The organism is Flexilinea flocculi, from assembly GCF_001192795.1.
Classification (GTDB): Bacteria; Chloroflexota; Anaerolineae; order Anaerolineales; family Anaerolineaceae; genus Flexilinea; species Flexilinea flocculi.
Genome location: NZ_DF968180.1, coordinates 346,656 through 371,718, shown reverse-complemented (window position 1 = coordinate 371,718; position 25,063 = coordinate 346,656). Strand labels below are relative to the sequence as shown.

Genomic DNA, 25,063 nt, shown 5'->3' with positions numbered 1-25,063 from the left:
ATTCGAATTACTGATGTACCACTAAGAAAAACCCAAAGCAGAACAACGGTGATACATGACGATGGAGCCAGAGACAGCGACATTGAAAGAAGCATAGCGAACGGATTCAATTTCAACTACCTGATTGCATTGAGACAACACTTGTTTGGAAAGCCCATTGGCTTCCGAACCTAATAAATAGACTGCGCATTCCGGATGGATAAATGTACGCAGTGGCGTCCCTCCTATCTCAATCCCGATCAATTGTGCTTGTTTCGGCCGTGAATTGAGAAAATCTTCAATGGTTTCATATTGACGAAAAGGGATCTTGTAAGATACATGCAGCACATCACTGGTCTGTTTCCGCTGCTTTTTACCGATGGTAAAAATTCCGGCTGCGCCCAATTGCCAGGCACTTCGCCATAAAGTGCCGATATTCTCATCCGATCTGGGTTGAAAAATTCCAATTTCAAAAAAAGCCATACTTCAGTTAATCCTCAGGGGGAGCGCCATTCTCACCATAATCCAATATCTCCCGTGGAATCGCAGGATTCGCGTTCGGAGGGCTGATAATTCCCATATCTTCCATTTGCGAAAGCAGTTTATTGGCACGTGTAAATCCGATGCTGAGGCGACTGACCAGCATGTTTGCGGATGCGCGGCCTTGTTTTCGAACCATTGCTATGGCTTCATTCAATAATGGGTCATCCCCTTTTTTTACAGAAGAAATGTCCTCATTGAGCATCGGAAGCTGTGTCAATGTGCCCTGCGTGATTTGCGGCTGCGCTCTAACCGTCACTAGAGATATCGTATTTGTTTTCATTTCCGATTGTTCATCACCAATCCTTGGATTCTTTTTCCAGTAATCCACTAACTTTCTGATTTCATCATCGGATACATATACACATTGAAGCCGTTTCAAGTTACTGTCTTCTGAGGACATAAAATACATATCCCCTTTACCAAACAAATTCTCTGCGCCGCTTCGATCCAGGATCACATGACTGTCAATATTCGTTGCAACAGCAAATGCAATTCGAGACGGTAGATTCCCTTTAATCGTGCCGGTAATAACATCCCGGGAAGGACGCTGCGTAGCCACAATGATATGGATCCCCATAGCTCGCGCAGTCTGCGCCAGGCGGGTAATACTGGTTTCAATGTCGGAAGCTGCCTCCATCATCAGGTTTGCCAGTTCATCGATCACAACGACCAAATACGGTAAGATTTTGTCCGGATTTTTCTGATTGTAATCCTGAATATTTCTGACACCGGTTTGCATAAAATGCAGATTCCTCATATCCATTTCACGCAGGATCCATTGAAGAACATTTCCGACCTGTTCCACATCGGTAATAACCGGCGTAATCAGATGTGGAATACCGTTATAACCGGTTAATTCCACACGTTTGGGATCGATCAACACCAGTTTTAATTGATCAGGTGTGTAATTCATCAGCAGACAAACTAAAATTGCATTCAAACAAACCGATTTACCGGATCCAGTAGCACCGGCAATCAAGAGATGTGGCATCCGCGTCAAATCAGCAGCATAGACCGCACCGTTGATATCCTTTCCCAATGCGATTCCCAATCCTTTACGATTTTTCTGAAACACATCGCTTTCGATGATTTCACGTAATGTAACCGGGATTCGATACTTGTTTTGAACTTGCAGTCCAATAAAAGTTTTATTCGGAATCGGCGCTTCAATTGTCAGTTGTTTGACAGATAACGCCATTTCCAGATCCTTCTTAACGTTTTCGATTTGTTTTACACGCACACGTGTCTTTCGATCTGCCCGTTCCATAAAGCCAGGCTCAATACCGTATTGTGTAAAGGTTGGACCAATCTGAATATCAACGACTTTCCCAGGAGCGTCAAAAGCATCCAACACATGTTCGATTTTTTGGATTTGTCCCTGAATGTGGGGATCCTCCGATGTAATATTCTGTCGAATTTTAATAGGATCCAGAATTTCGTCGGTAATCGGCAATCTCCAGGATATCACAAGCTCGTCTTTTTTTTCAGTGGTTTCCTGTTTTCCCAATCGTTCCGATAAAGAAGGTCTGAATGAGTTTTTTAAAAATGTAACTGGTTGTATTTTCTCTGGCAACGGATCGATTTTCTTTTGTGTGTGAAATGTTTTTTCAAGATCTGTTTTACTATCCGGCTTCGCTATGCGGTCATCAGAAATAACATTCTCTGTAACTTCGTTGGCGGCCGTTCTGCTCTTTTTGCTCCGGGTTACTGAAGGCTTCTTTTGATCTTTCACTTCCTCCAAAGGCGGCTCTGTGTCAGAAAAATTAAAAGGGATCGCCTCTTTTTTGGGGTCCGGTTCAGTGATATAAACAGCATTTGATCTGGATAAATTTCGGAATAGTGATTTCAATTTTTTTCGCAACGGGCTAAAAAACGCAGGATGAATATGCAGGGAATTGGAAAAAGAATTTGAAATCCAGAGCCATGCAATTAATAGCATGATGAGAGCGGAAAAGCAGTAAATTAAAATGGATCCTGCATTTCCAACCGCAGTAAATAATGCAGCGTCAATCTGTCCAGCTACAACCCCGCCCGCCAAATTAGCGAATTTTCCGTATACATATGCATCTGCATTTTCCTCGTGTTGTATAAGAACCAAAATATATTGATAGACCACGATGAAAAAGATGAAGAATTTCCATGAAAATGAAAATGGTTTTTTAATCCGGCGTAAAATCAGAATCCACAGACCAGCCAATACGAAGATGCCGCCTGAGAAATAAGCGCTCTTGCCAGCATAAAATAAAATAAATCGAGAACACCATTCAGTCAGAGAGATCATCTCGGGAAATTTCAAACTGAAAAAAATCAGGATGCCCGAAAGAAGAAGTAATAATCCGATGAAATCAGCAAAAATACTGAAGATCGAATAAAAACTGAGAGGTGTATTGGATAAAGCTTTTTTATTCCGTTTCGCAGCAATGGTTGCAGCTTTTTTCCTCGCAGCCATAGATGGTTTCTTGTCGCCGCGATAACTTGCCTTCACTTTTTTTTTCGGTTGAATTGACGTCATAATTACAGTATAACATCAGATAGAACATTAGAACTAATTTTCGCTCCGCTGGTCCAACAATTCGAAATATGGATTGACTTTCCTAATATGAAAAGAATTTATTGTTGTGTTGTTTTTGCGCCGAGCGTAAAAACAACACAACAGCATTATATCAAACGCTTTCATCAAATTTCGAATGGTTGATTCGCTGAGAGCGTTTCAGAATTGAATCAATACAATCCGCATTCCCAATAACGAACATAAACAATACGCTCTTTGAGTTTCAGCCCAGGATCCTGCAGAAACTCATTCGCTTTATCAACATAGAAATTCACAGATCCAGGCAGCGTCTGGCAACTGTGCATCCATTCCGCAAAAGAATATGCAGGCGCATTCCCGGAATACCCATTGATCAGCGGTACTCCAAGTTCTTGCGCTGTCAGCATGGCATCCAAGGCAGTTATTTGCCAGGGATCACCGGCTTTTCCATGGATCAATAAAACAGGATCCGGATAATTCGCTTTCTTCAAGGAATATTCTGCAATTTTCCGCAGTGAATCAACTCGTTTCTGTCCTTCAATTTTCGAGTAAGTAGAATGAGAGAAAAAGACAGATTCAGAAACCATCAACAGAAGGATCACACCAAGCGCCGCTTTCACCCTGAAACTCGAGCTGTTCAAACGAACCATTCGATCAATAACAAAAGCAATATAGACAGCCAGCGGCCACAGAAGTACCAGTTGGATCCGTGTAACTGCGCGGATACTGTTGTATCCGGGAATTTTCAAAAGAAGATAGTAAAGCGATTTCTCATTGACAGAAATGGTGATGAGAAAAATGATCAAAAGACTGGTTGCATGGATCTGGAGAAAAGGGATTTTCTCGTCAGTTTTTTTCCAAAGCATACCAATCAACAGGAGAATCGCAGCCGCCAGCCCCGGGAACAATTGATGTTCATGCCGCATCGGCAGATCTTTAAAATTATTCATTCCGAGCCGCCATAAAGTGCTGTGATCCGATAGTAAATAACTGGATAATCGGGGCAGCATAGTTTTTATCTCATCAAAACCTCTTGAGAAATGATAAAGGTTGGTTACCTGCAAATAAGGTATAAAAAGGTGCACAAGCAGTGCTGTGAGCAATATCAAACCAGCGATGCACCACAATTTGTGTGATCCTCTGGCATCTTTCCATGCAGACCGGATGCGGGAAAACCAGAATTTAATAATATTGATCGAAGAAGCCGACAATGGAATCATGAAAGCCATGACAACAATCAACAATAAAAGAAAAAATCCCATGTAAATCGTCAGATAAAACTGCCAGATAATTGCTGTCATCAGAAAGAAGATTGTCTTCAGCTTTGGTTTATTTGTAAAATCATACAAGAAATAGCAAGCGGCGGGGATACAAAATCGATAAATGAGCTGCGGATGCCCTTCCTGCGCCAACATGGGCAGTCCAAAAGTAAATAGAAATGCACCAGTTGCGACAGAAAGAGAGTGAAGATTTACTTTCTTTAAAACATAAGCTGAAACGACATAATTCAACACAAAACCAAACAAAAACCATCCCTGAAAAGCTGTCTCTCGACTAAATCCCAAAATTCGAATCACAGCATAAAATGGAGCCGACCCAAGGAGATTATCACTGAAGGCAGTTGCCAAAGGGTAAGGGTAAAAGATAGGGGCATTCCAATAATCTGTCTCACGATGAATGAGCCATTGATAAAAATGTTCCAAAATATAATTATTGAAGCGTGCGTCTCCGAGATCCCCCGGTACTTGCAGGAAGTTTTTTCCCAAAGAAAAAACAAGAGATCCGAATCCGATGATAAAAAATACGAAAATCCACCCGTAATTCTTCAGGAATTGAAACAAAGAACTCTGTTTGCAATCAAGAATGGTTTCTGATTTGGCGTCAATCATCATCATACCTGCCTGATTTTTTGATAGTATTTGAATCCAATAATCTTACCTTTTTTTTTGGAATTATGCATCCTCCTGCAGCAATAATTCGAAAAATAGACTTGCTATCAGAATCAATCGAGAAAAACTTGTTCTTGTGATGTTTTTACGCTTCATGCAAAAAACATCACAATATCAAATTACCCCTATATTTCGAATGGCGGTTAAAAAAATTCATTCGATCAGCATTAGAATTAAGCCAGAAATGAACAGAATGAAAACAAGGCGTGTCCAACAATTCGTCAATTCTTATTTTGCACTGTCCGCACTGGAAGCAAGTGCGGCAATTTTTTGGCTTGCGTCCATCCAAAAAGAGGATACAGACAGTTTCATTCTCGGATTTTCTTTCTCGCGTTTCTTGATGATTGTATTCCTGTTTTTCAGCCTTTCTGCGGCATTATTAGGTCTTCTATGGAACCTTTCATCGAAAAAAGTGCAGCAGTATTTTTACAATCTTCATAAAAGGAATGTGGTACATGGAATCTTGATCCGGTTCTGTGTTTTCCTTTTCTTCCTTTTTTCCTCTATTCTTTTATATACCGGATTTCTTAATCCAGCAGATTATCGGCTGTATTATCAAAGACTCCTCCCACTGTCTCTGTTTATCATCGTATTGTCGATTCAATCGATCCTGCTTTTGCAGCGTATCGAATCGGAAAAGGATGAAAAATTCGATTCTTCTGCCGTAATTCGAAATATGGAGAATCCTTTTGAGAAAAACGGAAAGACAACACAAACACAAATAATTCCATCCATGTTACGAATCGCTGATTCTCATGATATGCTGTTGAAAAGATCGATTAAGATTTTTCTGATTGAAGTAGGCATCTTTCTGATTATTAGAATTACCGGTTTGGGAATTACACCGGATCCGTTGGATTGGCAGCCAAACGGAATGACTATTCAATATTGGGAATTGATTGCAGTTTTTTTGTCCGGTATCGCTCTACTAGCCATCGCGCGCATATTTCAAAATAAAATCCCGCAAAGATTTCAGACCATCCTGTTTTTCATATTGATTTGGATGATCGCATCACTGCTTTGGACATCCATATCCTCATCAGAAGTGCTGAAACACAGCTATTTCATGGAAATCACACCGCCAAATCATGTACCCTATCCGGCTTCAGATGCGGCATATTTTGGATTATGGTCGGAAAGTCTGATCAGTGGATTGGGATTTAAGAACAGTGTCGTTTCCCGCCAGTTCTATGTTGCCATGCTGGCCTTATTTCAATTGATTTCAAAGAAAAATATCCTCCTGACAATCGATTTGCAAACCATCTTCCTGGCATTGATCCCGGCAATGTTATTCGTGATCGGAAAACAACTTCACACTATTGGCGCTGGTCTCCTGACGGCCGGAATTGCGATATTGAGGGAATATAACACGCTGCTGTTAGCGCCTCATTACGGTGTATCCAATTCTAAAATGTTCCTATCCGATTTACCAACCATGCTTTTTTTCTTATTTTTCCTGTCAGCTTGCATTGCATGGTATCAAAATGCGGATTCCAAAAACAAAGCCATCCTTGCTGGAGGCTTGCTCGGATTGGTGAGCTTAATTCGTTCGCAATTCTTCTTGTTTTTTCCATTGATCTTCTTACTCTTTTTGTTTCAAAGAAAAAAGTTCCATAGGAAAACAGCCGTTTCTTTGCTGTTTTTCTCGATCACACTGCTTGCAGTCCTGACACCGGCTCTGATTCGCAGCATTTCCGTGAATGGAACGTTATTTCTGGAAGATAGCGATATTCACGGCTCAGAAATCGCCAGGCGATATTCCAACCCTGCCGAAGTAATTCCATCGCAGAATCATTTGGATAATCAGGATAAATCAGAAAATCAGGAAGAAAACCATATTATCCAGTTCATTTTGAAAGAACCGTTTTACGTTTTGCATTTCATTTCGAATCACTTTCTTAAGAATCAGATTGATTCCTGGCTCGTTTTGCCTGCCGGTTTGTCATTCGATCTGACTGCGGAGGATTTACTGGATACTTCGTATCATCAGGTAACACAGCGAATATCCAATCAAAACATATTTTCACTTTTGTTTTTTGCGGTTTTTATCGCCTGTGGATTTGCTGCCAGTATCAATAACCATGGATTGATTGGATTATTACCCTTTTTCCTCAGTTCATGTTATATGTTCACGGTAGCAGCCGGCAGATATTCCGGTTGGAGATTTGTTTTACCCGCCGACTGGATTTATTATTTTTATTTTTCAGCCGGATTTATTGAGGTGATTCAACGATTATTCAAGAATTTCAAATCAAATCAAAATTCACAAGCGGTCATTCTAAAAAAAGAACGCTCTGCTCTCCGAAAATCGGGCTTTCGATATGTAAAACCGTTCGTGCTATTTCTTGTACTCATCTTCATCGGGTCTCTCCCTGTCTCATTGCCCTATCTGATTCCCGTCCAGATAGTGCAAAAATCGCAATCCGAGAATTCGCAAACGATAGAAAAAATGGCTGCTCAGTACGGAGAACCTTTTCTATCCATACTGCAGCAAGTCAATCAGGAGAATCTGCTTATCAAAAACGGTAGAACAATTTACCCGCGCTATTTTGAAGCAGGACAGGGTTTAACCAGCGCGAATCCATGGACTGTTTACGAGGTACGAGATTTTAACCGGCTGGGATTCATTCTGCTGAATCAGGAAAACACCAACGTTATTATTCCTATGGATTCCTCACCGGATTTTGTCCCAAACAGCGCCGATTGTCTGGTCATCGGTACGCAAAGCAATAACGGTTATTTTGAAGGCAGCTGGCTGATTTTCCCCGAAATGATCGATTCAGAGGGCAAACCGCTTATTTTTTCCGATTAATCCCCGACAACAATTTGAAATAGAAACAAGCCTTGCGATTCAATCAATAAAAATTATCGTTATGTCGCTTTCACGCTTCATGCAAAAACAGCATAACAATAATTCCTTTTATTTTTCGAAGTACTGGATACCCATCAGGAATATGAATTTTCAAGAGAAGAAAAAATACCTTTTTGTGTGTTAATTCTTAAAAAATGATACTGAACCGATTTATTGACAGCATTGTAGAACATCGATTGATCTATCGCAATGTTAAAACTGAATCTGGTTTGCCGGTATGACGTCGGCAAACTGTTTTAATATCTGATTGTGATGCTGAATAATTTGATCTGCTCGTAGGAATTCGGAGTCATAGGTGCTGTGACCATCCTCAACTAACTCGATCTCAAATCCACGGGACAACGCACTTCGACAGGTTGTATCAACACAGTATTCTGTCTGAACTCCGCACAGAACTAATTTATTGATTTCAGATTCTCGTAATCGTGGCTCCAAATCTGTTTTAAAGAAGGAATCGGCAAAATATTTGACAACAAGCACATCCTTTTTTCCCGGAACGATGTCCGGATGAACCTGCCATAAAGGTTTTCCTTCTGCCCGATGGGATTCGCCTTTCTCTGTATAGAGGATATAAAAGACTGGCATATCTGCCGCTCGTGCATTCTGAATCAACATTTTTATTTGTTCCAATAATTCTTTCTCACGATAAATCGCCTTACCATGATAATCTTTCCAGATAAACGGCATGATTTGCATATCGATCACGATTAAAGCTTTCCGATTTTCAATTTTTTGAGTCATAACCGGCTTCCTTCAGGATACGGGATAGGACAAACAAACGTTCACTGATTCGCTCATCCTCTTTGGATAACTGATCAGCAAAATCCTTGATGTCATGATCCAGCATCGAATTGCTTTTATCGATTGCAACCGTCATCGCATCACCCTGAAGACCGATCCGTGCGATCTGCATTTTTTCCGGATCATAGTAATTTGGAAATCGATATGCATCCTGAAAATAAAGTTTGGTTTGGCAAAACAGAATCGTCAAATCAATCAACTGATGGAGCGGAATTTCGATTTCTGTTTCAGATTGGATCCTGACAGAAAGAACATTTCCCTTTGTTTGCTCATGCCTGGTGAACCCGACTGAGATTTGAGACACTTCAGTCTCCGCCGTTCCATCCGCATTCACGTTTTGATAATCATCGCTTACAACGATCGGACAATATTGATTATTTTTCATTTTCAACTTTTTGTACCTTTTTGCCTTCAAATAATATGGAATACAATATTGCAAACTGCTCATCCAGCATTTTTTCTGACATTGGCATTAGAGCGGAAGCATTAATGATTCCTTCGAGATACAACACGGCAAATCGGGCTGTTTCTTGCGTATTCTGTACAGAAAAACCGTAATCCCGATTTCCATACTCAATCAACGTTTTCAGCATTCGCACTGCGGCTGAAAATCGATCATTCATCAATTCCATCATTTCTGGTTCTGTTTGGAAAAATTCATATACCGCTACATTGAATTTTCCTTTGTGATTCAAGATCGCTGATTTTTGTTGTTCGATAAAAAACTGGAACAAATTTCCAGCAGGCACACCTGAAGCAATCGCATCATTCAATGCTTGCTCATTTTGATCTTTATCGTTAATAAGAATTTCTTCAAAGATTTTTTTTGTGGACTGGAAATATCGATATAAACCCCCGCGGCTCAAACCGCTTGCTTCTCGAATATCCTCCATCGTTACGGAAGCATACCCTTTTTGAGAAAATAAGTGTATCGCCTGGTTCAGTATATTTTTTTTGGTTAAATTCCCTTTTGGAGTCATTTTCATAATCCAATCATTAACATAAAAGCGACACTAATGTCGCTTTTATGTTAATGCACTTTCTAACAAATGTCAATTCTTTTTAAACAGCAATTCATAATATGAGGAGGATTATTTGTTATTGTGAGGTTTTTGCGCGAAGCGTAAAAACCTCACAATAACAAATTTTTACCGAGTGATTCGAATAGCAAGTCTATTTTTCGAATCGCTGCTTATAAAAGAAAAAGGTTCCGATTTAAAATCGGAACCTTTTTTAATCTTGTTCGATTTTTATTAATCTTTAAAAACGGGCAGATGGCCAAGACAAATTACATTCGGCCAATCATCTTCAGCACCTTCCGTAAGAATCGATGCAATTATATAATCCGGCTTACTGCCTGCCATTTCCAGCAATGTCGTCAGCGCATGAAGCGTTGAACCAGTACTGATGACATCATCCACAATGACAACTTTCTTCCCTTTGATCAATGGAATGTCTTTTTCATCCAAAATCAAACGCTGGTCCTGCTGTGTTGTGATGGAATTGGAAACTGATTCCAATGCTTTTCCCATATAAGATTTGTAATTTTTCCGGCAAACAACATAAGGTTTCCCGGTTCGAACAGATAATGCATGCGCAAAAGGAATGCTTTTTGATTCTGCAGTAAATAAAACATCAAACTCGATTCCTTCCAGTTTTTTTGCAATTTCCGATGCACACGCTTCAACTAATTCCGTATCACCTAATATATTTAAAATCGCGATACGAATACCCGGCGCCACTTCAAATAACGGCAGCGACCGTTTGATTCCTGCGATTTCGATCTCATAATGATCAGCATTCATAGAGTCCTCTTTACTCCATTTCCTTTCGGAAAATCCATTTTCTTTTGTTAGCCAATCGGGAGACGGTTAACGCATGCATTATACCACGAATCACCTCTTTCAATTTCGAACCTGAAATTCAAAATTTAAAGAAGCCTATTAAGAAAAAATGGAATGTTTCCAAGGATTGCATCCAAATGAAATTCGTACTTACCCTGTCGATTAAATAACCCACAAATGAATGCTCAGTTATATTGAACCACTTTTCCGGGATTGAGAATTTCATTGGGATCAAACGCCTGCTTAATCCGATACATCATCTGCATGACAGCCTTCCCCTCGATTTGGTATTGATAGGGCAATTTGGCGCTTCCGATGCCATGTTCTCCGGACACTTTTCCGCCAATTTCCGAAGCGTGAGAATATAAACGATCAAACAAATGATCGATTTTTTCTTTCCAAAGCTTCTGATCCAGTTTATCGCGGAGAGCATAAATATGCAGATTCCCGTCACCGGCATGTCCCATGGAACGAATCCGCAGACCACATTCTTTTTCCAAATTTTGGGCAAATTCCACAAACTCAGCGACGCGATCAATCGGCACAACTACATCGCATTCATCAATTTCCGAGGTAGAGGCTTTAATAATCTCAAGATAGGAACTGCGCGGTTTCCAAACAGCATCATTGCGCTCATTTGTATCGATGAGAAACGCATCCTTTGCGCCATGCAGGATACACAATTCTGCGATTTGATCACTTTCTTTTTCAATCTCCGGCAGACTGTTGCCATCGAATGCAAGCAACAGATATGCATTGCCGCTATGATCGGGGAATCGGCGTCCAAGATATTGTTCGCTGCTGCTCAGCATATCCTGTGTCATAAATTCGATAGATCGCGGAATGATTTTTGACTTGAAAATTTCCGGAACTGTCTTGATTGCTGCCGGAAGATTATCAAAGGGAATTAACAGACTCTGCAAAAATTTCGGCTTAGGTATCAGACGCAGAATGATTTTTGTGACAACCGCAAGAGTACCTTCTGAACCTGTGATCAATTGCACCAAAGAGTAACCAGAACTGTTTTTAGCGATTTTTCCACCAAGCGATAAAATTTCACCCTCGGCAGTCACCACTTCAAGCCCGCGTACATAGTCCCGCGTTACGCCATATTTCACTGCAGACATCCCGCCGGCATTCGTTGAAACATTGCCACCGATACTGGCGCTTTTCTCCCCGGGATTCGGCGGGTAATACAATCCTCGTGCTTCTACATATTCATAGATATCCATAATCAGGACACCCGGTTCAACCGTCAGTGTAAAATTATTCTCATCCAGCTCCAAAATGCGGTTCATTTTGGAAAGATTCAACAGAATTCCACCAAACAATGGAATGGCGCCACCGACCAGTCCGGTGCCCTGTCCGCGAGGAGTTACAGCAATCTTTTTCTGATTGGCATACTTCAAAATCAGGGACACCGCAGAAACATCCTGGACATAAACCATCACATCCGGAGCAGAAAATTGACCCGGCATTTCATCATGACAAAAATCGTCAAGAATGTTATCTCTCAGAACAACCTGGTCTTCTCCGCAGACGTTGCGCAGAAAGTCGATATCCGCTTCGTCTATCTTTTTATATTCCATATTCAACTCCTTATCCAAGTTTTTCGAGAAGTGCCGGAATGACAGAATAAAGATCACCGATGACTGCAATATTAGCAATCTGATTGATGGCTGCATCCGGATCCGTGTTGATAGAGATGATCATTTCACTGGCTTTAATTCCAGCGGCAAATTGTACCGATCCGGAAATTCCGCAAGCAATTAATAACTTAGGTTTGACCGTTCGGCCGCTTAAACCAATTTGTTTTCTTGCATCCATCCAGCCAGCTTCAATCAACGGACGCGTACATGCCAAATCTCCACCGAGCCGCTCTGACAAGCGACGCAACAGTGCGAGATCCTCTTTTTTCTTGATCCCTCTGCCTGCGACAACCAGAATATCCATATCTTCGATGTTTTTAATTTTTGGCTTGATTCCAATTTCGAGCTGCCGGCTCCGGCATTGCAATTTTTCCGGAAGTGCACAAAAGATCAGGTCTCCCTTTCTAGAGAGATCCGGTTCCATTGCAGAAAAAATCTTGTAACGAACAGTCGCAAACTGCGGTCGGTGATAAGGGGTGCGGATATGAGCCATAATATTTCCGCCAAAAGCAGGGCGGATTTGATCCAGATCTGAATTGGGCTGCATATCCAACTGCGTACAATCAGCAGTCAATCCGGTTTTCAGTCTCGCTGCAATTCGGGGAGCTAAAGACCGTCCTGAAGGTGTACCTCCGATCAGAATTACAGAAGGTTTTTGTTTTGCCACATAATCTTCCATAATTCCGGCATAGCGCTCAACCTGAAAATCCTCCAGAATCGGGTGATCATATAGAAAAATTGTGTCCGCGCCATAATGGAAAAAATCCTCCAAATTTTGATTCAAATGATTTCCAATCAACAGCAGGCAGACTTTACAACCGACTTTATCCGCTAATTCCCGCGCTTTGCCAAGCAACTCATAAGCAACCGGATGCACGGTTTTATCCGGGCAAATTTCTCCGTAAACCGTAATACCCTGCCATTCTGCCTTATTCGCTGCCGATATGACTTCCTCGCGATACTCAAAGACTCCTTCCGGTCCCTTCCGCACACACACCTTGCAGAGACGACAACCAGCATTGATTTGCACAGTTTGATCCGGAAAGACTTCGATCGCTCCAAACGGACATAGATTTTCTATATCTGCATAGGAGATAATCTTTTCAGGATGAACAATAATTCCTGCCATAAATCCTCCTTTAGATCACTTTCAACCGGGTTAACTTCTGAAAAAGAAGTTCGGCAATTTCATCCGGCGAACCTTGTATAACTTCATTTTCTTTCTCATGAGCCGGCGGGAAAACACGGACAACGCGTGTCGGAGATCCATTCAACCCGTAATGGTTCTTATCCTGATCCGGCATATCCGCAAAGGTCAAGATTTGTATCGGTTTATCTTTGGTACTGATTTTCCGTTTATAAGATGGCAGACGAGGTTCATAAATATCTTTTTCCACGGTGATCAAACAGGGTAAACAAATTTCTACAGTCTGTGTGAAATTTCCCAAATCGCTCTTTACAACGATCGCTTTTTCGGACAGATCGATAATTTCCAGGACATTGGTTGCCTGAGGAAGATCAAGCGCTTCCGCTAATTCAGCGCCAACTTGCGCCGTATCCCCGTCGGTTGTCTGCTTGCCACAAACGATCAAATCAGGCATTCCCAAAAATCTGACAGCCTGGGATAATGCATAGGATGTCGCCAGGCAATCCGCCCCTCCAAAAATGCGATCCGTCAAGAGTACCCCATGATCAATCCCCATCGAAAAAGCTTCCCGTAGAACTGCCTCGCTATACGCAGGTCCCATCGTCAGAGCGGTTGTTTCAGCGCCATATTTTTCCTGAATCTGCAGCGCAGTCTCTATGGCGAACAGATCATAGGGATTCATCTTGGCTGCAGCCGCACTGCGTTTCAGAACGCCGGTTTTTTCATCAATATCAACTTGCGTTGTACCGGGAACCTGTTTGATACAAATCAGGATTTTCATTCATTTCTCTCCTTGCCTGCGAATTCAACAGGCTGTTGATTCTCATTTGATAAAACCGAAATTACTGATGATTGTTGTTTATTGTATCTTTGGATTGTACGAACCGGAATACCTGAAAATCGATGCCGTAATCCCATATATGAGATGGAATAATTGTTGGTGTGTTCTCGTTGTGTAAAGCGCAACAACACACCAAAAAGATCTCTTTTTTGCTAAAAAAAGCTTTTTCAAACTTCGAATTTATGAATTAGATGGAAATGCTCTCAATTTTATTATTAGAAAGCGAATATCAACACTTACGGCAAATCGAAATTCTTAAGAGACTAATCATCGAGGAGTTTTTTATAAGTCGTGTTTTTCTCCTGATGGCTCAGATTCGATGGCTGTTCGCATAAGATAAGTTCCCCTCTGCGGGAAAGATTCGGAACTGGAGGTTGAAAAATTCCGCCAGGTACAGAAACAAGCTGAGGACGGAAATCAGAGATATGAACCAGTTCTGGATGCTGAGAATCATTTGAAAAATCTAAATCCTTATTCGAACGGATCGAAAAAATCGCTTGCCGACAAGCAAAAGCCGCTTTATTCTGGCGAAATACAGACTCGACTGTGTCACTTTCGCCGTTATTATCGCCAAAAAGCATGACTGAAGGTTTATAGTTTTCAAAAAAGTGCTCAAGAATTGAGCGTGCAATATCGGAATTCAAGTTTTCATACAAAGGATCATCATAAACAAAAATGCGATCCGCACCATAGCGGAACAAATCACGCGCATACCTGCTGATGTGACTTCCGATCATCACCAAAGAGACTTTTACGCTCGTTTGATCAGCCAGCTCACGTGCCTTTCCTAACAGCTCAAAAACAATTGGCTGCAGAGTCCCATCTGCCTGGAGTCTGCCATATACAGCAATATCCAGATAATCCGTTTTGCTGAATTTTCGGTTTTCGCTTTCAGAACTGACGCACATTTGCGATTGAATCATCATCGTTTATCTCTTTATCAATCTTTCTTTATTCGCTGCCGCACTACTTCAAAAATCAAGATACCGGCAGCCATCGCTGCATTTAAGGATTCAATGTTGCCAGGCATTGGAATAAAGATTTTCCCATCAGAAATATCTTGCGCTGTCCGAGAAATCCCATTCGCCTCTGAACCGATAATCAACGCCGTGGGTTTGCACAGATCATAATCCCAGCAGGATTTTCCACCATCCATAATTGAAGCAAGAACCTGTAAATCTGGGATGGTTTTCATTTTCGCTGCAATTTCACCCCAGTCCATCTGAACCATCGGAATCATAAAATGTGTTCCCATGGCAGAGCGCAGCACTTTCGGCGCATACGGATCAGCACAGCCGGGAGTAAGAATCAGGATGTCAGCCGCAGCCGCAGCCGCCGTGCGAATCATTGTACCAAGATTCCCCGGATCGCGAATGGCATCCACAATAATGATAAAATCGAGCTTATCCGGTATGACCGGCTTGGTCATCTCCATCACAGCCAAAACGCCTTGCGGTGACTCCGTATCAGAGATGGTCTTCATCAACTGCGCAGCAATTTCCTCCGTATCAACACCCTGATCCACAAATGATCGGACGAGCGCTTCAGCTCTGGGAGAAAGCGGATCTGTATAGAGCAGGAGGCGACAGTGTTCCTTCTTTTTCATCGCCTCCTCTATCAGACGAACACCCTCTAAAACATAACAACCGGATTCATCCCGTTCTTTTTTCTGTGCGATTAGCTTACGAACCTGTTGAATTCTTGGGTTTTGACTGGATGTGATCATGATGAATATTTGGAAAAAAGCTCTTTCTTTTGATGACAGCATGAATTGAGAAACAGTAAATGAAAAATCGCCTGATTGAAATTTCAAAGCGTCTTTCACGAATAGATCGATTATTTCGATTTAAAATTTTACTGTAACTTTTTTATTTCAACTGCATCTAAATCATTAATTTGAAATATTGAATTGCTATTCGAATCAATCGGGAAAAACTTGGTGTTATGATGTTTTTATTCAAAGCACAAAACATCACATCAACGGATTAGCCTCTTAGTATTTTAAAAATGCTGATAACAAGGGTAAAAAAAACTGGAATCTTGAGGATTAACGATGAAACAATATTTGACTTTCTTTCTATTAGCTGCAACAGTTTTGCTTCTTAGCGCATGTATGTCGAAATCATGGACTCCAACTGCCGAAACAACCCCTGTGATAAAAAAATTATTGCCAGATAAAGCAAAAGAGCTGTTTGGCAATAATTCATCTTATGTTCTGATCGATGTACGTGAACCATACGAATATGCAGAGGGACATATTCCCAACGCTGTGAACATTCCATTGTCCGGCATTGTCAAAGGTGTAAATGATCTGGGACTTGATAAAGAAAGCAGTGCCATCGTTGTCTATTGCCGTTCAGGAAGACGCAGCGCTGAGGCAGCGACGGCATTATCAAATGCAGGTTATAAGAATCTATACGATCTTGGCGGAATTATTGACTGGCCTTACGAAATAGAGAAATAAATCAAAAAAATCTCACAAGCAGATACTTTGACTACTTGTGAGATTCGTTTTTCATACAATCAGGGTCTCCACGGATGCCATGGATAGCATTCACCTCCCGGAAGCCAGTAGCAATAAGGGTCGTCCGGTCCGGGGCGGCCAGGCCTTGGCGGTCCCGGCTTTTTTGTCGGAGTGTAATAACCGCTAACCACAGTAAATTTGGATGTAATTTCGCCGCACTCAACACCGGTAGGACTTTTTAAGACATACGTGCTGTAATATTGGTCACCCGGGTCTAATAATGCCGTCATTCCAAGCTGTACATTAACCGTTTCTCCAGGCGCGGTTTCCTTGCGAAGATTAAAACGGGTGCTGCCGATTTGCCAGCCTTTCTGAAATTCAAACTGATAATCTTTTGTCCAGGTGCAGGTTCCGGTATTTCTTACTTCCCATTCTTTGTAAAAGACTTCTCCCTCTGCAATTTTTGCTCCACTTGCATAAGTCGGCTCGGAGACAACTTCCAAACCCATTGTACAGGTGGAACCATCAGGCAACTGGACAACGCATTGACCATCTGGAACTTTTGCCACAGGGGGTTGAACATAACTGGATTGACTTTCCGGAGTTGCTGTTACGACCACATAAATGATATATGGCGTCTGGGTTGGATTTGCCAACACAATTTGATTTTGCACTCCTTGTGAAATATTTGCCATCGGGGTTGCAGTCTGAACCGGTTTGATTTCAATCTGTCCTGCTGTTGTGAAACCGAGAATACTGAAAACTGTCATAAAAAACAGTATTCCGTAAATAATTTTCTTTTTTCCCATAAATTCCTCTCCTTTCTCCATTAACGATAATCATAATAATTAGTTTCAGAATCCACGAACCGGCATCAATTCAAAGTTAGGGGCGGCTTCCATGTTGTTGTGATGTATTTGCGCGAAGCACAGAAACATCACAACAATCAGGTTTTCCCGATTAATTCGAATAGCAAGTCAATATTTCAAGTACTTGATTAACAGGAAGATATTCCATAAAAAGTTTTCACAGGTTGATGAAACACCAATTTGAAAGTATGAAAAATCCAGAAGTTTCCAATCCGAATTACGGGCAAACAACCCCCTCCTGTTGTAAAACCTGTGAACGGGGTACTAATATTTGAACTCCCTGGTCCAAAAAAGTTTCCTGTGGTTCATAATAACAAAGGGTTGGAATAGAGACCCATTTGACGAAAAGGTCATTTTCTTCGCTGAAATCCAGCCCTTCCCCCTGAAATTTGATCCAAAGCGGTTCACTGATAATCAGATCAAATCGATGGCTTTTAAGATCTTCAATATAGGGTTGAAAAAACTGTCCATTGTCCGCCATCGCTTCATCCATCATCCATTTTTTCTCATAGTCCGCAATTAAAGAGACCTTGGGGACCAGACCAAATGTCAGCATCTGCCTTTGATCCATAAAAAGAATCTCCCCATCTGCATGAGCAGCAACAGATTGTTGAATTTTCTCAACGGCGTCCATTGTCGTTTCCGCAGCAGGATACTTCTTCGGTTCAATATGCATGGCATCCTGAAAAACGGGAAGTAATATTGCTGCGATAACGAATAGACTAATCCATTTTTCTGCACGAATATTCTCTGCCAGCCAGCGTCCCATGCCGGCCTCCCATGCCAAAGCAGCGATGATCAATAATCCGAGCAGGAACATGTCCAGATTATGCAAGTTGGACCCACCGCCAATTTTGACGGATATCAGGATTCCAACGCCCAAAAAGGCACTTTGTCCGATAATCAACAATAAGCGCTGCCACGTATCCAAATTCCATTTTTTCTGGATTGTCCAAACGATCAGGATGATTGTCAGCGGTAAAATTGCCATCAGCAAACCAAGCAGAATTCCTGGTTGATACGTTTCATTCGGCCAAAGACGGTTCCATAACAATGGCTGCCGTGTCAAAAAATATTGAAACCATTCCGGAGAAAGCATCGCGGGAGCATTTCCTGCAGCAGTTTGAGATACCGCTTCAATAGAATCCTGAGATCCTTGCGCAATTATCGTCCCGAATTCTGCAATTTTATGCAGAAAGTTCATGACAGAATCTTTCTTCAAAAAACAAACGGCGCCTGACAAACCGGCGAAACCCACCAGAACCGATCGGAGCCAACGTTTCCCGGGGTGAAGATCATAAGATCGCCGCTGCTCAATAAACGCCAACATAACCGCAAAAGCTGCCGGCGCCGCCACCCAGGTGGATCGCGACATTACGGCATAATATCCTGCAAGAAATGTCAACAAAATGGCAGGAACAGCCGAAAATCTTCTGCCGATTGCCACCAGAACAGCAGCAAGAATAAGGGGTGTATAGATCGGACCTTGTATTAAGAATAACATCGCCCATAAACCGGCGGCAAAATGGTACTTCTGATTTAGTCCTTCTGTTTTTCTAAGCAGAATCCATCCCAGTAAAGCATAAGGCAGGGTGAATAAAAAATCATTCCACCCGCGCATCATTGCGATGGACACACGCGGCAATAAGAAAATAACTCCCCATAAACTTTGTCTGCCGACATCAATATAGGCAGGAATGGTCTGATCCTGAGGCCAATCATACAACTTTTTTCCGAAGAGAACAGAATAATCCCACATCCGGTTTCCTTCCGACCATCCGACACTAAATGGATAATTATTCACATCGCGAAATTGGCTGCATAACGCAAACAGAACGCTGAAACATAGACTGGCTGAGACCAAGGCTCCCATTGTAACGCGATTCTCATGCGAAAGTACCCATGCACTGAGAATAATCGCAGAAACATACAGAAAGATTCGAATCGGTTGGGCATGATACGGTTCATTCCATCGATGAAAGATAAACAGATAAATGGGAAGAAAACAGATCACACCTGCAGCAATTCGCCGAAAGAGAATGGATTTGGACTTCAACAGGAAAATTGACTGAAGCAACGTCGGTTTCCACAGGAGTATCCCGAAAAAAACAAGCATAAAGACTGTGACAAATACGATAAATAAAAAAGAAACAACAATACTTCCTTTTTGGAGAAATTCAACATAACGTTCGTATATTGAAATACAGCTTTTTGCTGTCATGATTAACAGAATCAAACTGAAAAAAATTTTTCTTATTAAATCTTTTCTTTGCCTCATAATTACCCGGATTTCTTCGACCTGTTTTTCCATTGCAAATAAAATTTTTAGAAATCAATTATCATCAACAAAGATTATATTCAATTTATCGTTTTTCATTTCAGCAATTCGATTATCGGAAGGATAAATAGTTGTTGCGTTGTCTTTGCGCGGACGCGCAAAGACAACGCAACAACTATTATTATCTCTTTTTTCAACAGTTTGAATAAAATAAAAAAAGAATTAGGAAAAACTGATCGATGATAGAATATAGCCATTTATGGCAGGCAAAAAATTGCCAGCAGCAATTTGAAATTCGAATTGCTGGTTTATGTTGAAGGTGCAAAAAAGACAGGATAATTCGTTTTAATGACAGAAACAAAATCGAAAGTATTAATTTACACTGACGGAGCATGTAAAGGGAATCCAGGTCCGGGCGGATATGGCACGATTCTTTTATTTAACGAAAAGAAAAAAGAAATATCCGGCGGGGAACCTCATACAACCAATAACCGGATGGAATTGATGGCTGTCATTGAAGGATTACAGGCACTAAAAAGACCTTGCGAAGTCACATTGTACTCCGATTCCAAGTATCTCGTTGATATGGTGGAAGGGGGATATCTGAATCGCTGGAAAAAGAACAATTGGATGCGCAACAAGAAAGATCCGGTTAAAAATGTCGATTTATGGGAGAAAATTTTCCAGCTTCTGCAAGTTCATGATGTAAAAATGATCTGGGTGAAAGGACATGCAGAGAATCCCTGGAACAATCGGTGCGATGAACTTGCCGTTGCAGCTGCTGCAAAATTTCAGCAATAATCTCCTTCATCGCATGTTTCAAATCAAAAGAGACCGCTTTTCAAAACAACGATTTGAAATATAAAATAAAATCTTTGTTGATTGATTCGAAATGTAAATCCATATTCCGAATTGTTGGTTTTGTGAGATTTCCATATGCAAATGTTATACTTTTTAATATGCTGAATCAATCTTTTCTCTCGTTAGGTACGCCAGCTTTATCGGTTTCAGATATCAACCGGCAAATCAAAAATTTGCTGGAACGGGATCCAATTTTAGAAGACATTTGGGTTCGCGGCGAGATCTCCAACCTATCCATCCCCGTATCAGGACATGCTTACTTTACACTCAAAGATGCGAAAAGCAGTCTGAAATGTGTCATCTGGCGCAGTAATCTGACTGCAGCAGCGAATTCTGCTTTAAAAAACGGAAATGATGTAGAGGCGCATGGAAAAATCAGCGTATATGAACGGGAAGGAATTTATCAGCTATATGCTGATGAAATCCGTACAGCAGGACTGGGCAAATTATTTGAAGAGTTTCTGCGTTTAAAAGATAAACTGGAAAAAGAAGGCTTATTTGACGCAGAACGTAAAATAAAAATCCCGGAAATTCCGCAGACCATCGGTATTGTGACATCGCTCACCGGCGCCGCTCTGCAGGATATGTTGAACACAATCCAAAAGCGCTGGCCGATTGCGCCGATACTCCTGTCGCCGGCTGCAGTTCAGGGTGTTGAAGCGCCTGCAGCATTATTCAATGCTTTCGAGAGACTGGAAAAAGAGCATCCTGACGTAATCATCATCGGTCGGGGCGGCGGCTCCATCGAGGATCTCTGGGCATTTAATGATGAATTCCTTGTCCGCAGAATTGCGGAAAGTCCTGTTCCGGTCATCAGTGGTATCGGGCATGAGACAGATTTTACACTGGTTGATTTTGTAGCTGACTTAAGAGCGCCGACACCAACCGGCGCTGCAGTAGCAGCGACACCGGATATTCAGGAAATTCGCGGATATCTGGATGCATTGAGCATGCAGTTAACTAACTGTATGCGGGATAAAATTCAAACCAATCGGAGCGATCTTCAGCTTTTAGCCCACAGACTGGAACTCCGCGCACCATTTCGCCAGATTCAGCAGGAAAAACAATCAGTCGATCAATTGCAGATCCGATTGATGCAATGCCTGAATCATATCCTGCAGCAGGAAAGGCTGCGTTTATCAGCAATAGATCAACGCCTTGCGGCTGTAAATCCGGAATCTGTCCTAAAAAGAGGGTATGCATTGATAGAAAAAAAAGGAAAAGGTCTGGTTACTTCCGCTGCTGAATTGATGCCGCAGGATTCTGTACGAATTCTGATGGCGGATGGAAATGTTGAAGCAACCATTCAATGACAATAAAGGCAGAAAAATGACGAAAAAAGAAGACGATATCATTTCTTTTGAAGAAGCTTTTTCAAAGCTTCAGAAAATTGTAGAAAAACTTGAAAATGAGACGGTTAATCTTGAACAGGCGTTAACGCTGTTTAAAGAAGGAAGAGATCTGTTGAAGATTTGCGATCAACATCTTAATACCGCTGAAAACAAAATCCGAACCATCGATGAAATGAACCAGGATCAAGGCAATGCTTCTTGAATTACTTCATAATCCGGCATTGATCGCCGGTTTTTTTGCGATGTTAACAGCACAATTACTGAAACCTTTTTTTCATTATCTCATGAACCATAAATGGGACTGGTTCCTTTTACTTGACAGCGGAGGTATGCCCAGTTCTCATTCCTCGATGTCAACAGCAACAGCGGTAGCAATTGGATTAACAGAGGGTTTTAATACTTCAACTTTTGCAGTCGCGCTGGTAATTACAATCATCGTGACCTATGATGCGGCAAATGTGCGATGGCAATCCGGATTGCATGCGCAGCGTATTAACCAATTAATTCGTGATGTTTTTAATCGCCAGCAGATTAATGAAGAATTGCTCAAAGAAGTAATCGGACATACACCACGTCAAGTATACGCAGGCGTATTCTGGGGAATTATTGTTGCTTTCATTGTAGTGAGACTGATGGTATGAGAAAGTATTCAAACAGGCAGCAAAAGAAAAAAAGATACGCTTTGTCCACACTCATTGCGGGCGTTATATTCCTGATGATTGTTTTTGGTATTTTGCTGGTTTTTACCGCGAATGGCAAAATCCGGCGTGTACATGCAGATGAAACTTCGACGATTTCTGCTCAGCAGACCCGCATGCAATCCATGCTGGATCAGGTTGTGGCACAAGCCGATCACACTCCTGCTGCGACAGCGCTGCCCGAGATCCAGCCAACTCCAACCGCAATTCCGGAGACCGTTGCATCGATTGTTGCACTTGATCCGGCAGATTGGAAGAATTGGCCAATTTTACCGCAGACAATCAGTCAAAAAATGATTGATATATACCGGACCGGTTTAGAAAAAGGGAATAATCCAGCCGCATTCAGCAAGGTTGGTGATTCCAACAGCGTCATGCCGTCATTTCTGTCCTGTTTTGATTACGGTGAAAAAGGATACGCTATCGGTTCTTATACATCATTGGAAGAGACCATCCAGCAATTTCAATGGTCGTTTTCTCGTGAATCCCGTGCTACAAAAAATGGAGCGACAGCGCTTGATCTGGACGGATATCACTGGTATGAGGACGACATCTGCTGGCCGTATGAATCGGCAACAACCTGTGAATATAGACTCTGGACACCATCGATCGCATTCATTGCCCTTGGAACCAACGACGCTTTTATGCGCATCGACATTTTCGAATCCCATCTGCGCTCTTTGATTCAGAAAACATTAGATCGTTTTATCGTTCCAATCCTGGTGACCAAAGCTGACAATTTAGAGGGAGATGACAGTTTTAACAGCGTGATCGCCCGTTTGTCAATAGAATATGAGGTTCCATGCTGGAATCTTTGGCGAGCGATGGATTCCCTCCCCAATCATGGATTAAGAGAAGGAGATGTTCATCCGACATTCAATCAAACATCGCTATGTAATTTTTCCGGCTCTGATCTCCAAAATTACGGTTGGACTGTCCGTAATTTGACTGCTCTTCAAGCTCTAGACCGCGTTTGGCATCTACTGAATCCCTGAATCAGCGTTGGTTTTCACGATAGTATCGATCAACTTAGCCTTGCTCGATCTTTCGCATGTACTATGCAGTTATGGATTAAAAATAAGGGAAGTATTGCTTATTGTTGTGCTTTTTTTGGCTTGAAACTTAAAAACGACACAACAATAAGCAATTCATTTTTTTATATGGTTTGATCAAATTTTGAGTTACTGAATACAACCGACGTACCCTGAGCGCCTTCAGTTATAAAGATATTCGGTTTGATACCCGTTCTCTTTTCATAGATTTCGGATATTTGCATTTGGAAATGGTCTGCGTTATCAGCTGCCACCAGTGCTATGGCACAACCCCCAAAACCGCCGCCAGTCATTCGGGCGCCAAAACACCCATCCAGTTTTTGTGATTCCAGCGCCATGATGTCCAATTCTTCACAGGATACTTCAAAATCGTGTTGAAGACTTGCATGACTTTCATTCATCAGCCATCCCAGTCGTTTTGGATCGTTCGCTTCCATACATTTCGCTGCTTCAAGCGTCCGCAAATTTTCACTTAGAACGTGTTGACAACGCCGCATGACAACTTCCGACAATTGATTTTTTCTGTCAGCAAATTCATCCATGGACACATCACGAAGTACTTGCCGCTTAAAGAATTTTGCACCTTCCATACATTGTTCTCGCCGTTCGTTATATGCGGAAGAAATCAGAGAATGCTTTACCATGGTATCCATGACAACGATAACCGTTCCTCTTGGCAGCATATACGAAGAAAGGTCTAAAGAACGGCAGTCAATTAAAACCGCTTTCCCGGCTTCGCCGCATCCGGATATAAGCTGATCCATAATTCCGCAATTCATGCCTACCCATTGATTTTCAGTTTTTTGAGCCAGTAAAGCCATTTTCTTAGGGTCCCATGAATAACCGCCCAGCAAAGAAAATGCTCGTGCGACAACCATTTCCAATGCTGCGGAAGAAGACAGTCCTGCACCAATCGGTAAATCGCCCATTAACAATCCGTCCCACCCTGTCAGCTTATATCCATTTTGGGACAATGTATAAGCAATCCCCTGAGGATATCGAATCCAGCCTTCACTTTTCTGTGAAAAATCAGCAAGTGAAAAAATGCCGTCGGTTTCCAAATTTACGGAATGCAGTTTGACTTCTGGTTTTTCGTTTGCTCGGATAGCCAGCCATTGCGCATATTTGATCGCCAGTGGAAATACAAACCCGTCATTATAATCGGTGTGTTCACCAATCAGATTAACCCTCCCGGGAGAACGGAGAACAAAATCCGGTTCACAATGATAAACTTTTTGGAATGCAGCAATGACATTTTCAAGCATAAGGGTATCCTTTCACTTAAGAAATCGTTTCACAAAATAGTATTTTTAGCGCTTACTTTTTCAAGACAA

The 25,063-nt window shown here is 41.7% G+C and carries 22 protein-coding genes; 7 read left to right on the top strand and 15 right to left on the bottom strand.

Translation table 11 applies throughout. The annotated features are described in order from the left end of the window. Positions 1 to 21: 21 nt before the first annotated feature. The 3 genes from ATC1_RS03680 to ATC1_RS03670 form a co-directional block, all read right to left on the bottom strand. Positions 22 to 462 (bottom strand): TrmH family RNA methyltransferase, encoded by a 441-nt coding sequence (locus ATC1_RS03680; RefSeq protein WP_062278486.1) that lies wholly within the window; start codon positions 460 to 462, stop codon positions 22 to 24. Between the two features lie 7 nt (positions 463 to 469). After that, the gene (locus ATC1_RS03675; RefSeq protein WP_082174645.1) at positions 470 to 3,034 is read right to left on the bottom strand and encodes an FtsK/SpoIIIE family DNA translocase; all 2,565 of its coding nucleotides are present in this window, start codon (positions 3,032 to 3,034) and stop codon (positions 470 to 472) included. Between the two features lie 209 nt (positions 3,035 to 3,243). Further along, positions 3,244 to 4,947: a hypothetical protein gene (locus ATC1_RS03670; protein WP_152024214.1), complete on the bottom strand. Its 1,704-nt coding sequence runs from the start codon at positions 4,945 to 4,947 to the stop codon at positions 3,244 to 3,246. Between the two features lie 247 nt (positions 4,948 to 5,194). Between ATC1_RS03670 and ATC1_RS03665 the strand changes: the two genes are divergently transcribed. Further along, entirely contained in the window at positions 5,195 to 7,813 is a 2,619-nt protein-coding gene (locus tag ATC1_RS03665; protein ID WP_152024213.1) for a hypothetical protein, read from the top strand. Positions 7,814 to 8,065: 252 nt separating this feature from the next. Here the strand turns inward: ATC1_RS03665 and ATC1_RS03660 are convergent, their stop codons facing one another. The 9 genes from ATC1_RS03660 to ATC1_RS03620 all read right to left on the bottom strand — a co-directional run bounded on the left by ATC1_RS03660 (position 8,066) and on the right by ATC1_RS03620 (position 15,968). Beyond that, positions 8,066 to 8,614, bottom strand: a complete 549-nt coding sequence (locus tag ATC1_RS03660; protein WP_062278478.1) for a cysteine hydrolase family protein — start codon at positions 8,612 to 8,614, stop codon at positions 8,066 to 8,068. Further along, on the bottom strand, positions 8,598 to 9,059 hold the full coding sequence (locus ATC1_RS03655; RefSeq protein WP_062278476.1) for a DUF6530 family protein: 462 nt from the start codon (positions 9,057 to 9,059) through the stop codon (positions 8,598 to 8,600). Before ATC1_RS03655 ends, ATC1_RS03660 begins: the two co-directional genes overlap by 17 nt. After that, the gene (locus ATC1_RS03650) at positions 9,049 to 9,654 is read right to left on the bottom strand and encodes a TetR/AcrR family transcriptional regulator (RefSeq protein ID WP_062278475.1); all 606 of its coding nucleotides are present in this window, start codon (positions 9,652 to 9,654) and stop codon (positions 9,049 to 9,051) included. Before ATC1_RS03650 ends, ATC1_RS03655 begins: the two co-directional genes overlap by 11 nt. A gap of 273 nt (positions 9,655 to 9,927) precedes the next feature. Next, positions 9,928 to 10,479: a phosphoribosyltransferase family protein gene (locus ATC1_RS03645; protein ID WP_062278473.1), complete on the bottom strand. Its 552-nt coding sequence runs from the start codon at positions 10,477 to 10,479 to the stop codon at positions 9,928 to 9,930. Positions 10,480 to 10,703: 224 nt separating this feature from the next. Further along, positions 10,704 to 12,107 carry an FAD-binding oxidoreductase gene (locus ATC1_RS03640; RefSeq protein WP_062278471.1) on the bottom strand — a complete coding sequence of 468 codons (1,404 nt, stop codon included), beginning with the start codon at positions 12,105 to 12,107 and terminating at the stop codon, positions 10,704 to 10,706. 10 nt (positions 12,108 to 12,117) lie between these two features. Next, a complete protein-coding gene (locus ATC1_RS03635; protein ID WP_062278470.1) occupies positions 12,118 to 13,296 on the bottom strand; it encodes an FAD-binding protein in 1,179 nt (392 codons plus the stop codon). Between the two features lie 10 nt (positions 13,297 to 13,306). After that, positions 13,307 to 14,095 (bottom strand): electron transfer flavoprotein subunit beta/FixA family protein, encoded by a 789-nt coding sequence (locus ATC1_RS03630; RefSeq protein WP_062278468.1) that lies wholly within the window; start codon positions 14,093 to 14,095, stop codon positions 13,307 to 13,309. Positions 14,096 to 14,418: 323 nt separating this feature from the next. Then, the gene (locus ATC1_RS03625; RefSeq protein ID WP_062278466.1) at positions 14,419 to 15,081 is read right to left on the bottom strand and encodes a hypothetical protein; all 663 of its coding nucleotides are present in this window, start codon (positions 15,079 to 15,081) and stop codon (positions 14,419 to 14,421) included. Between the two features lie 14 nt (positions 15,082 to 15,095). Then, a complete protein-coding gene (locus ATC1_RS03620; RefSeq protein WP_062278464.1) occupies positions 15,096 to 15,968 on the bottom strand; it encodes a TrmH family RNA methyltransferase in 873 nt (290 codons plus the stop codon). 240 nt (positions 15,969 to 16,208) lie between these two features. On the opposite strand from ATC1_RS03620, the gene ATC1_RS03615 reads away from it, so the two are divergent. After that, the gene (locus ATC1_RS03615) at positions 16,209 to 16,619 is read left to right on the top strand and encodes a rhodanese-like domain-containing protein (protein ID WP_062278462.1); all 411 of its coding nucleotides are present in this window, start codon (positions 16,209 to 16,211) and stop codon (positions 16,617 to 16,619) included. A 59-nt stretch (positions 16,620 to 16,678) separates the two neighbouring features. Here ATC1_RS03615 and ATC1_RS03610 read toward each other — a convergent pair whose 3' ends face one another. Together ATC1_RS03610 and ATC1_RS03605 are read right to left on the bottom strand one after the other, a co-directional pair. Continuing rightward, on the bottom strand, positions 16,679 to 17,428 hold the full coding sequence (locus ATC1_RS03610; RefSeq protein WP_062278460.1) for an NBR1-Ig-like domain-containing protein: 750 nt from the start codon (positions 17,426 to 17,428) through the stop codon (positions 16,679 to 16,681). 277 nt (positions 17,429 to 17,705) lie between these two features. Continuing rightward, on the bottom strand, positions 17,706 to 19,709 hold the full coding sequence (locus ATC1_RS03605; RefSeq protein WP_236688109.1) for a hypothetical protein: 2,004 nt from the start codon (positions 19,707 to 19,709) through the stop codon (positions 17,706 to 17,708). Between the two features lie 405 nt (positions 19,710 to 20,114). Here ATC1_RS03605 and rnhA point away from each other — a divergent pair, with 405 nt between their 5' ends. The 5 genes from rnhA to ATC1_RS03580 all read left to right on the top strand — a co-directional run bounded on the left by rnhA (position 20,115) and on the right by ATC1_RS03580 (position 23,672). Continuing rightward, positions 20,115 to 20,567 (top strand): ribonuclease HI, encoded by a 453-nt coding sequence (gene rnhA, locus ATC1_RS03600; RefSeq protein WP_062278456.1) that lies wholly within the window; start codon positions 20,115 to 20,117, stop codon positions 20,565 to 20,567. A gap of 158 nt (positions 20,568 to 20,725) precedes the next feature. Further along, positions 20,726 to 21,940 (top strand): exodeoxyribonuclease VII large subunit, encoded by a 1,215-nt coding sequence (xseA, locus tag ATC1_RS03595; RefSeq protein WP_062278986.1) that lies wholly within the window; start codon positions 20,726 to 20,728, stop codon positions 21,938 to 21,940. 16 nt (positions 21,941 to 21,956) lie between these two features. Next, positions 21,957 to 22,181, top strand: coding sequence for an exodeoxyribonuclease VII small subunit (gene xseB / locus ATC1_RS03590; protein WP_062278988.1), 225 nt, complete (start codon positions 21,957 to 21,959; stop codon positions 22,179 to 22,181). Next, the gene (locus ATC1_RS03585; protein ID WP_062278454.1) at positions 22,171 to 22,620 is read left to right on the top strand and encodes a divergent PAP2 family protein; all 450 of its coding nucleotides are present in this window, start codon (positions 22,171 to 22,173) and stop codon (positions 22,618 to 22,620) included. Before xseB ends, ATC1_RS03585 begins: the two co-directional genes overlap by 11 nt. Then, positions 22,617 to 23,672, top strand: a complete 1,056-nt coding sequence (locus tag ATC1_RS03580; RefSeq protein WP_062278452.1) for an SGNH/GDSL hydrolase family protein — start codon at positions 22,617 to 22,619, stop codon at positions 23,670 to 23,672. The genes ATC1_RS03585 and ATC1_RS03580 overlap by 4 nt, the downstream gene beginning before the upstream one ends. Positions 23,673 to 23,833: 161 nt before the next feature. Here the strand turns inward: ATC1_RS03580 and galK are convergent, their stop codons facing one another. Then, positions 23,834 to 24,994, bottom strand: a complete 1,161-nt coding sequence (gene galK / locus ATC1_RS03575) for a galactokinase (protein ID WP_062278451.1) — start codon at positions 24,992 to 24,994, stop codon at positions 23,834 to 23,836. Between the last annotated feature and the right edge of the window lie 69 nt (positions 24,995 to 25,063).

Coding starts and splice junctions, on each gene's coding strand:
- ATC1_RS03615 (WP_062278462.1), top strand. CDS start 16,209: ATGAAACAATATTTGACTTTCTTTCTATTAGCTGCAACAGTTTTGCTT.
- ATC1_RS03635 (WP_062278470.1), bottom strand. CDS start 13,296: ATGGCAGGAATTATTGTTCATCCTGAAAAGATTATCTCCTATGCAGAT.
- rnhA (WP_062278456.1), top strand. CDS start 20,115: ATGACAGAAACAAAATCGAAAGTATTAATTTACACTGACGGAGCATGT.
- xseA (WP_062278986.1), top strand. CDS start 20,726: ATGCTGAATCAATCTTTTCTCTCGTTAGGTACGCCAGCTTTATCGGTT.
- ATC1_RS03645 (WP_062278473.1), bottom strand. CDS start 10,479: ATGAATGCTGATCATTATGAGATCGAAATCGCAGGAATCAAACGGTCG.
- ATC1_RS03580 (WP_062278452.1), top strand. CDS start 22,617: ATGAGAAAGTATTCAAACAGGCAGCAAAAGAAAAAAAGATACGCTTTG.
- galK (WP_062278451.1), bottom strand. CDS start 24,994: ATGCTTGAAAATGTCATTGCTGCATTCCAAAAAGTTTATCATTGTGAA.
- ATC1_RS03680 (WP_062278486.1), bottom strand. CDS start 462: ATGGCTTTTTTTGAAATTGGAATTTTTCAACCCAGATCGGATGAGAAT.
- ATC1_RS03660 (WP_062278478.1), bottom strand. CDS start 8,614: ATGACTCAAAAAATTGAAAATCGGAAAGCTTTAATCGTGATCGATATG.
- ATC1_RS03675 (WP_082174645.1), bottom strand. CDS start 3,034: ATGACGTCAATTCAACCGAAAAAAAAAGTGAAGGCAAGTTATCGCGGC.
- ATC1_RS03610 (WP_062278460.1), bottom strand. CDS start 17,428: ATGGGAAAAAAGAAAATTATTTACGGAATACTGTTTTTTATGACAGTT.
- xseB (WP_062278988.1), top strand. CDS start 21,957: ATGACGAAAAAAGAAGACGATATCATTTCTTTTGAAGAAGCTTTTTCA.
- ATC1_RS03640 (WP_062278471.1), bottom strand. CDS start 12,107: ATGGAATATAAAAAGATAGACGAAGCGGATATCGACTTTCTGCGCAAC.
- ATC1_RS03605 (WP_236688109.1), bottom strand. CDS start 19,709: ATGACAGCAAAAAGCTGTATTTCAATATACGAACGTTATGTTGAATTT.
- ATC1_RS03650 (WP_062278475.1), bottom strand. CDS start 9,654: ATGACTCCAAAAGGGAATTTAACCAAAAAAAATATACTGAACCAGGCG.
- ATC1_RS03625 (WP_062278466.1), bottom strand. CDS start 15,081: ATGATGATTCAATCGCAAATGTGCGTCAGTTCTGAAAGCGAAAACCGA.
- ATC1_RS03655 (WP_062278476.1), bottom strand. CDS start 9,059: ATGAAAAATAATCAATATTGTCCGATCGTTGTAAGCGATGATTATCAA.
- ATC1_RS03585 (WP_062278454.1), top strand. CDS start 22,171: ATGCTTCTTGAATTACTTCATAATCCGGCATTGATCGCCGGTTTTTTT.
- ATC1_RS03665 (WP_152024213.1), top strand. CDS start 5,195: ATGAAAACAAGGCGTGTCCAACAATTCGTCAATTCTTATTTTGCACTG.
- ATC1_RS03670 (WP_152024214.1), bottom strand. CDS start 4,947: ATGATGATGATTGACGCCAAATCAGAAACCATTCTTGATTGCAAACAG.
- ATC1_RS03630 (WP_062278468.1), bottom strand. CDS start 14,095: ATGAAAATCCTGATTTGTATCAAACAGGTTCCCGGTACAACGCAAGTT.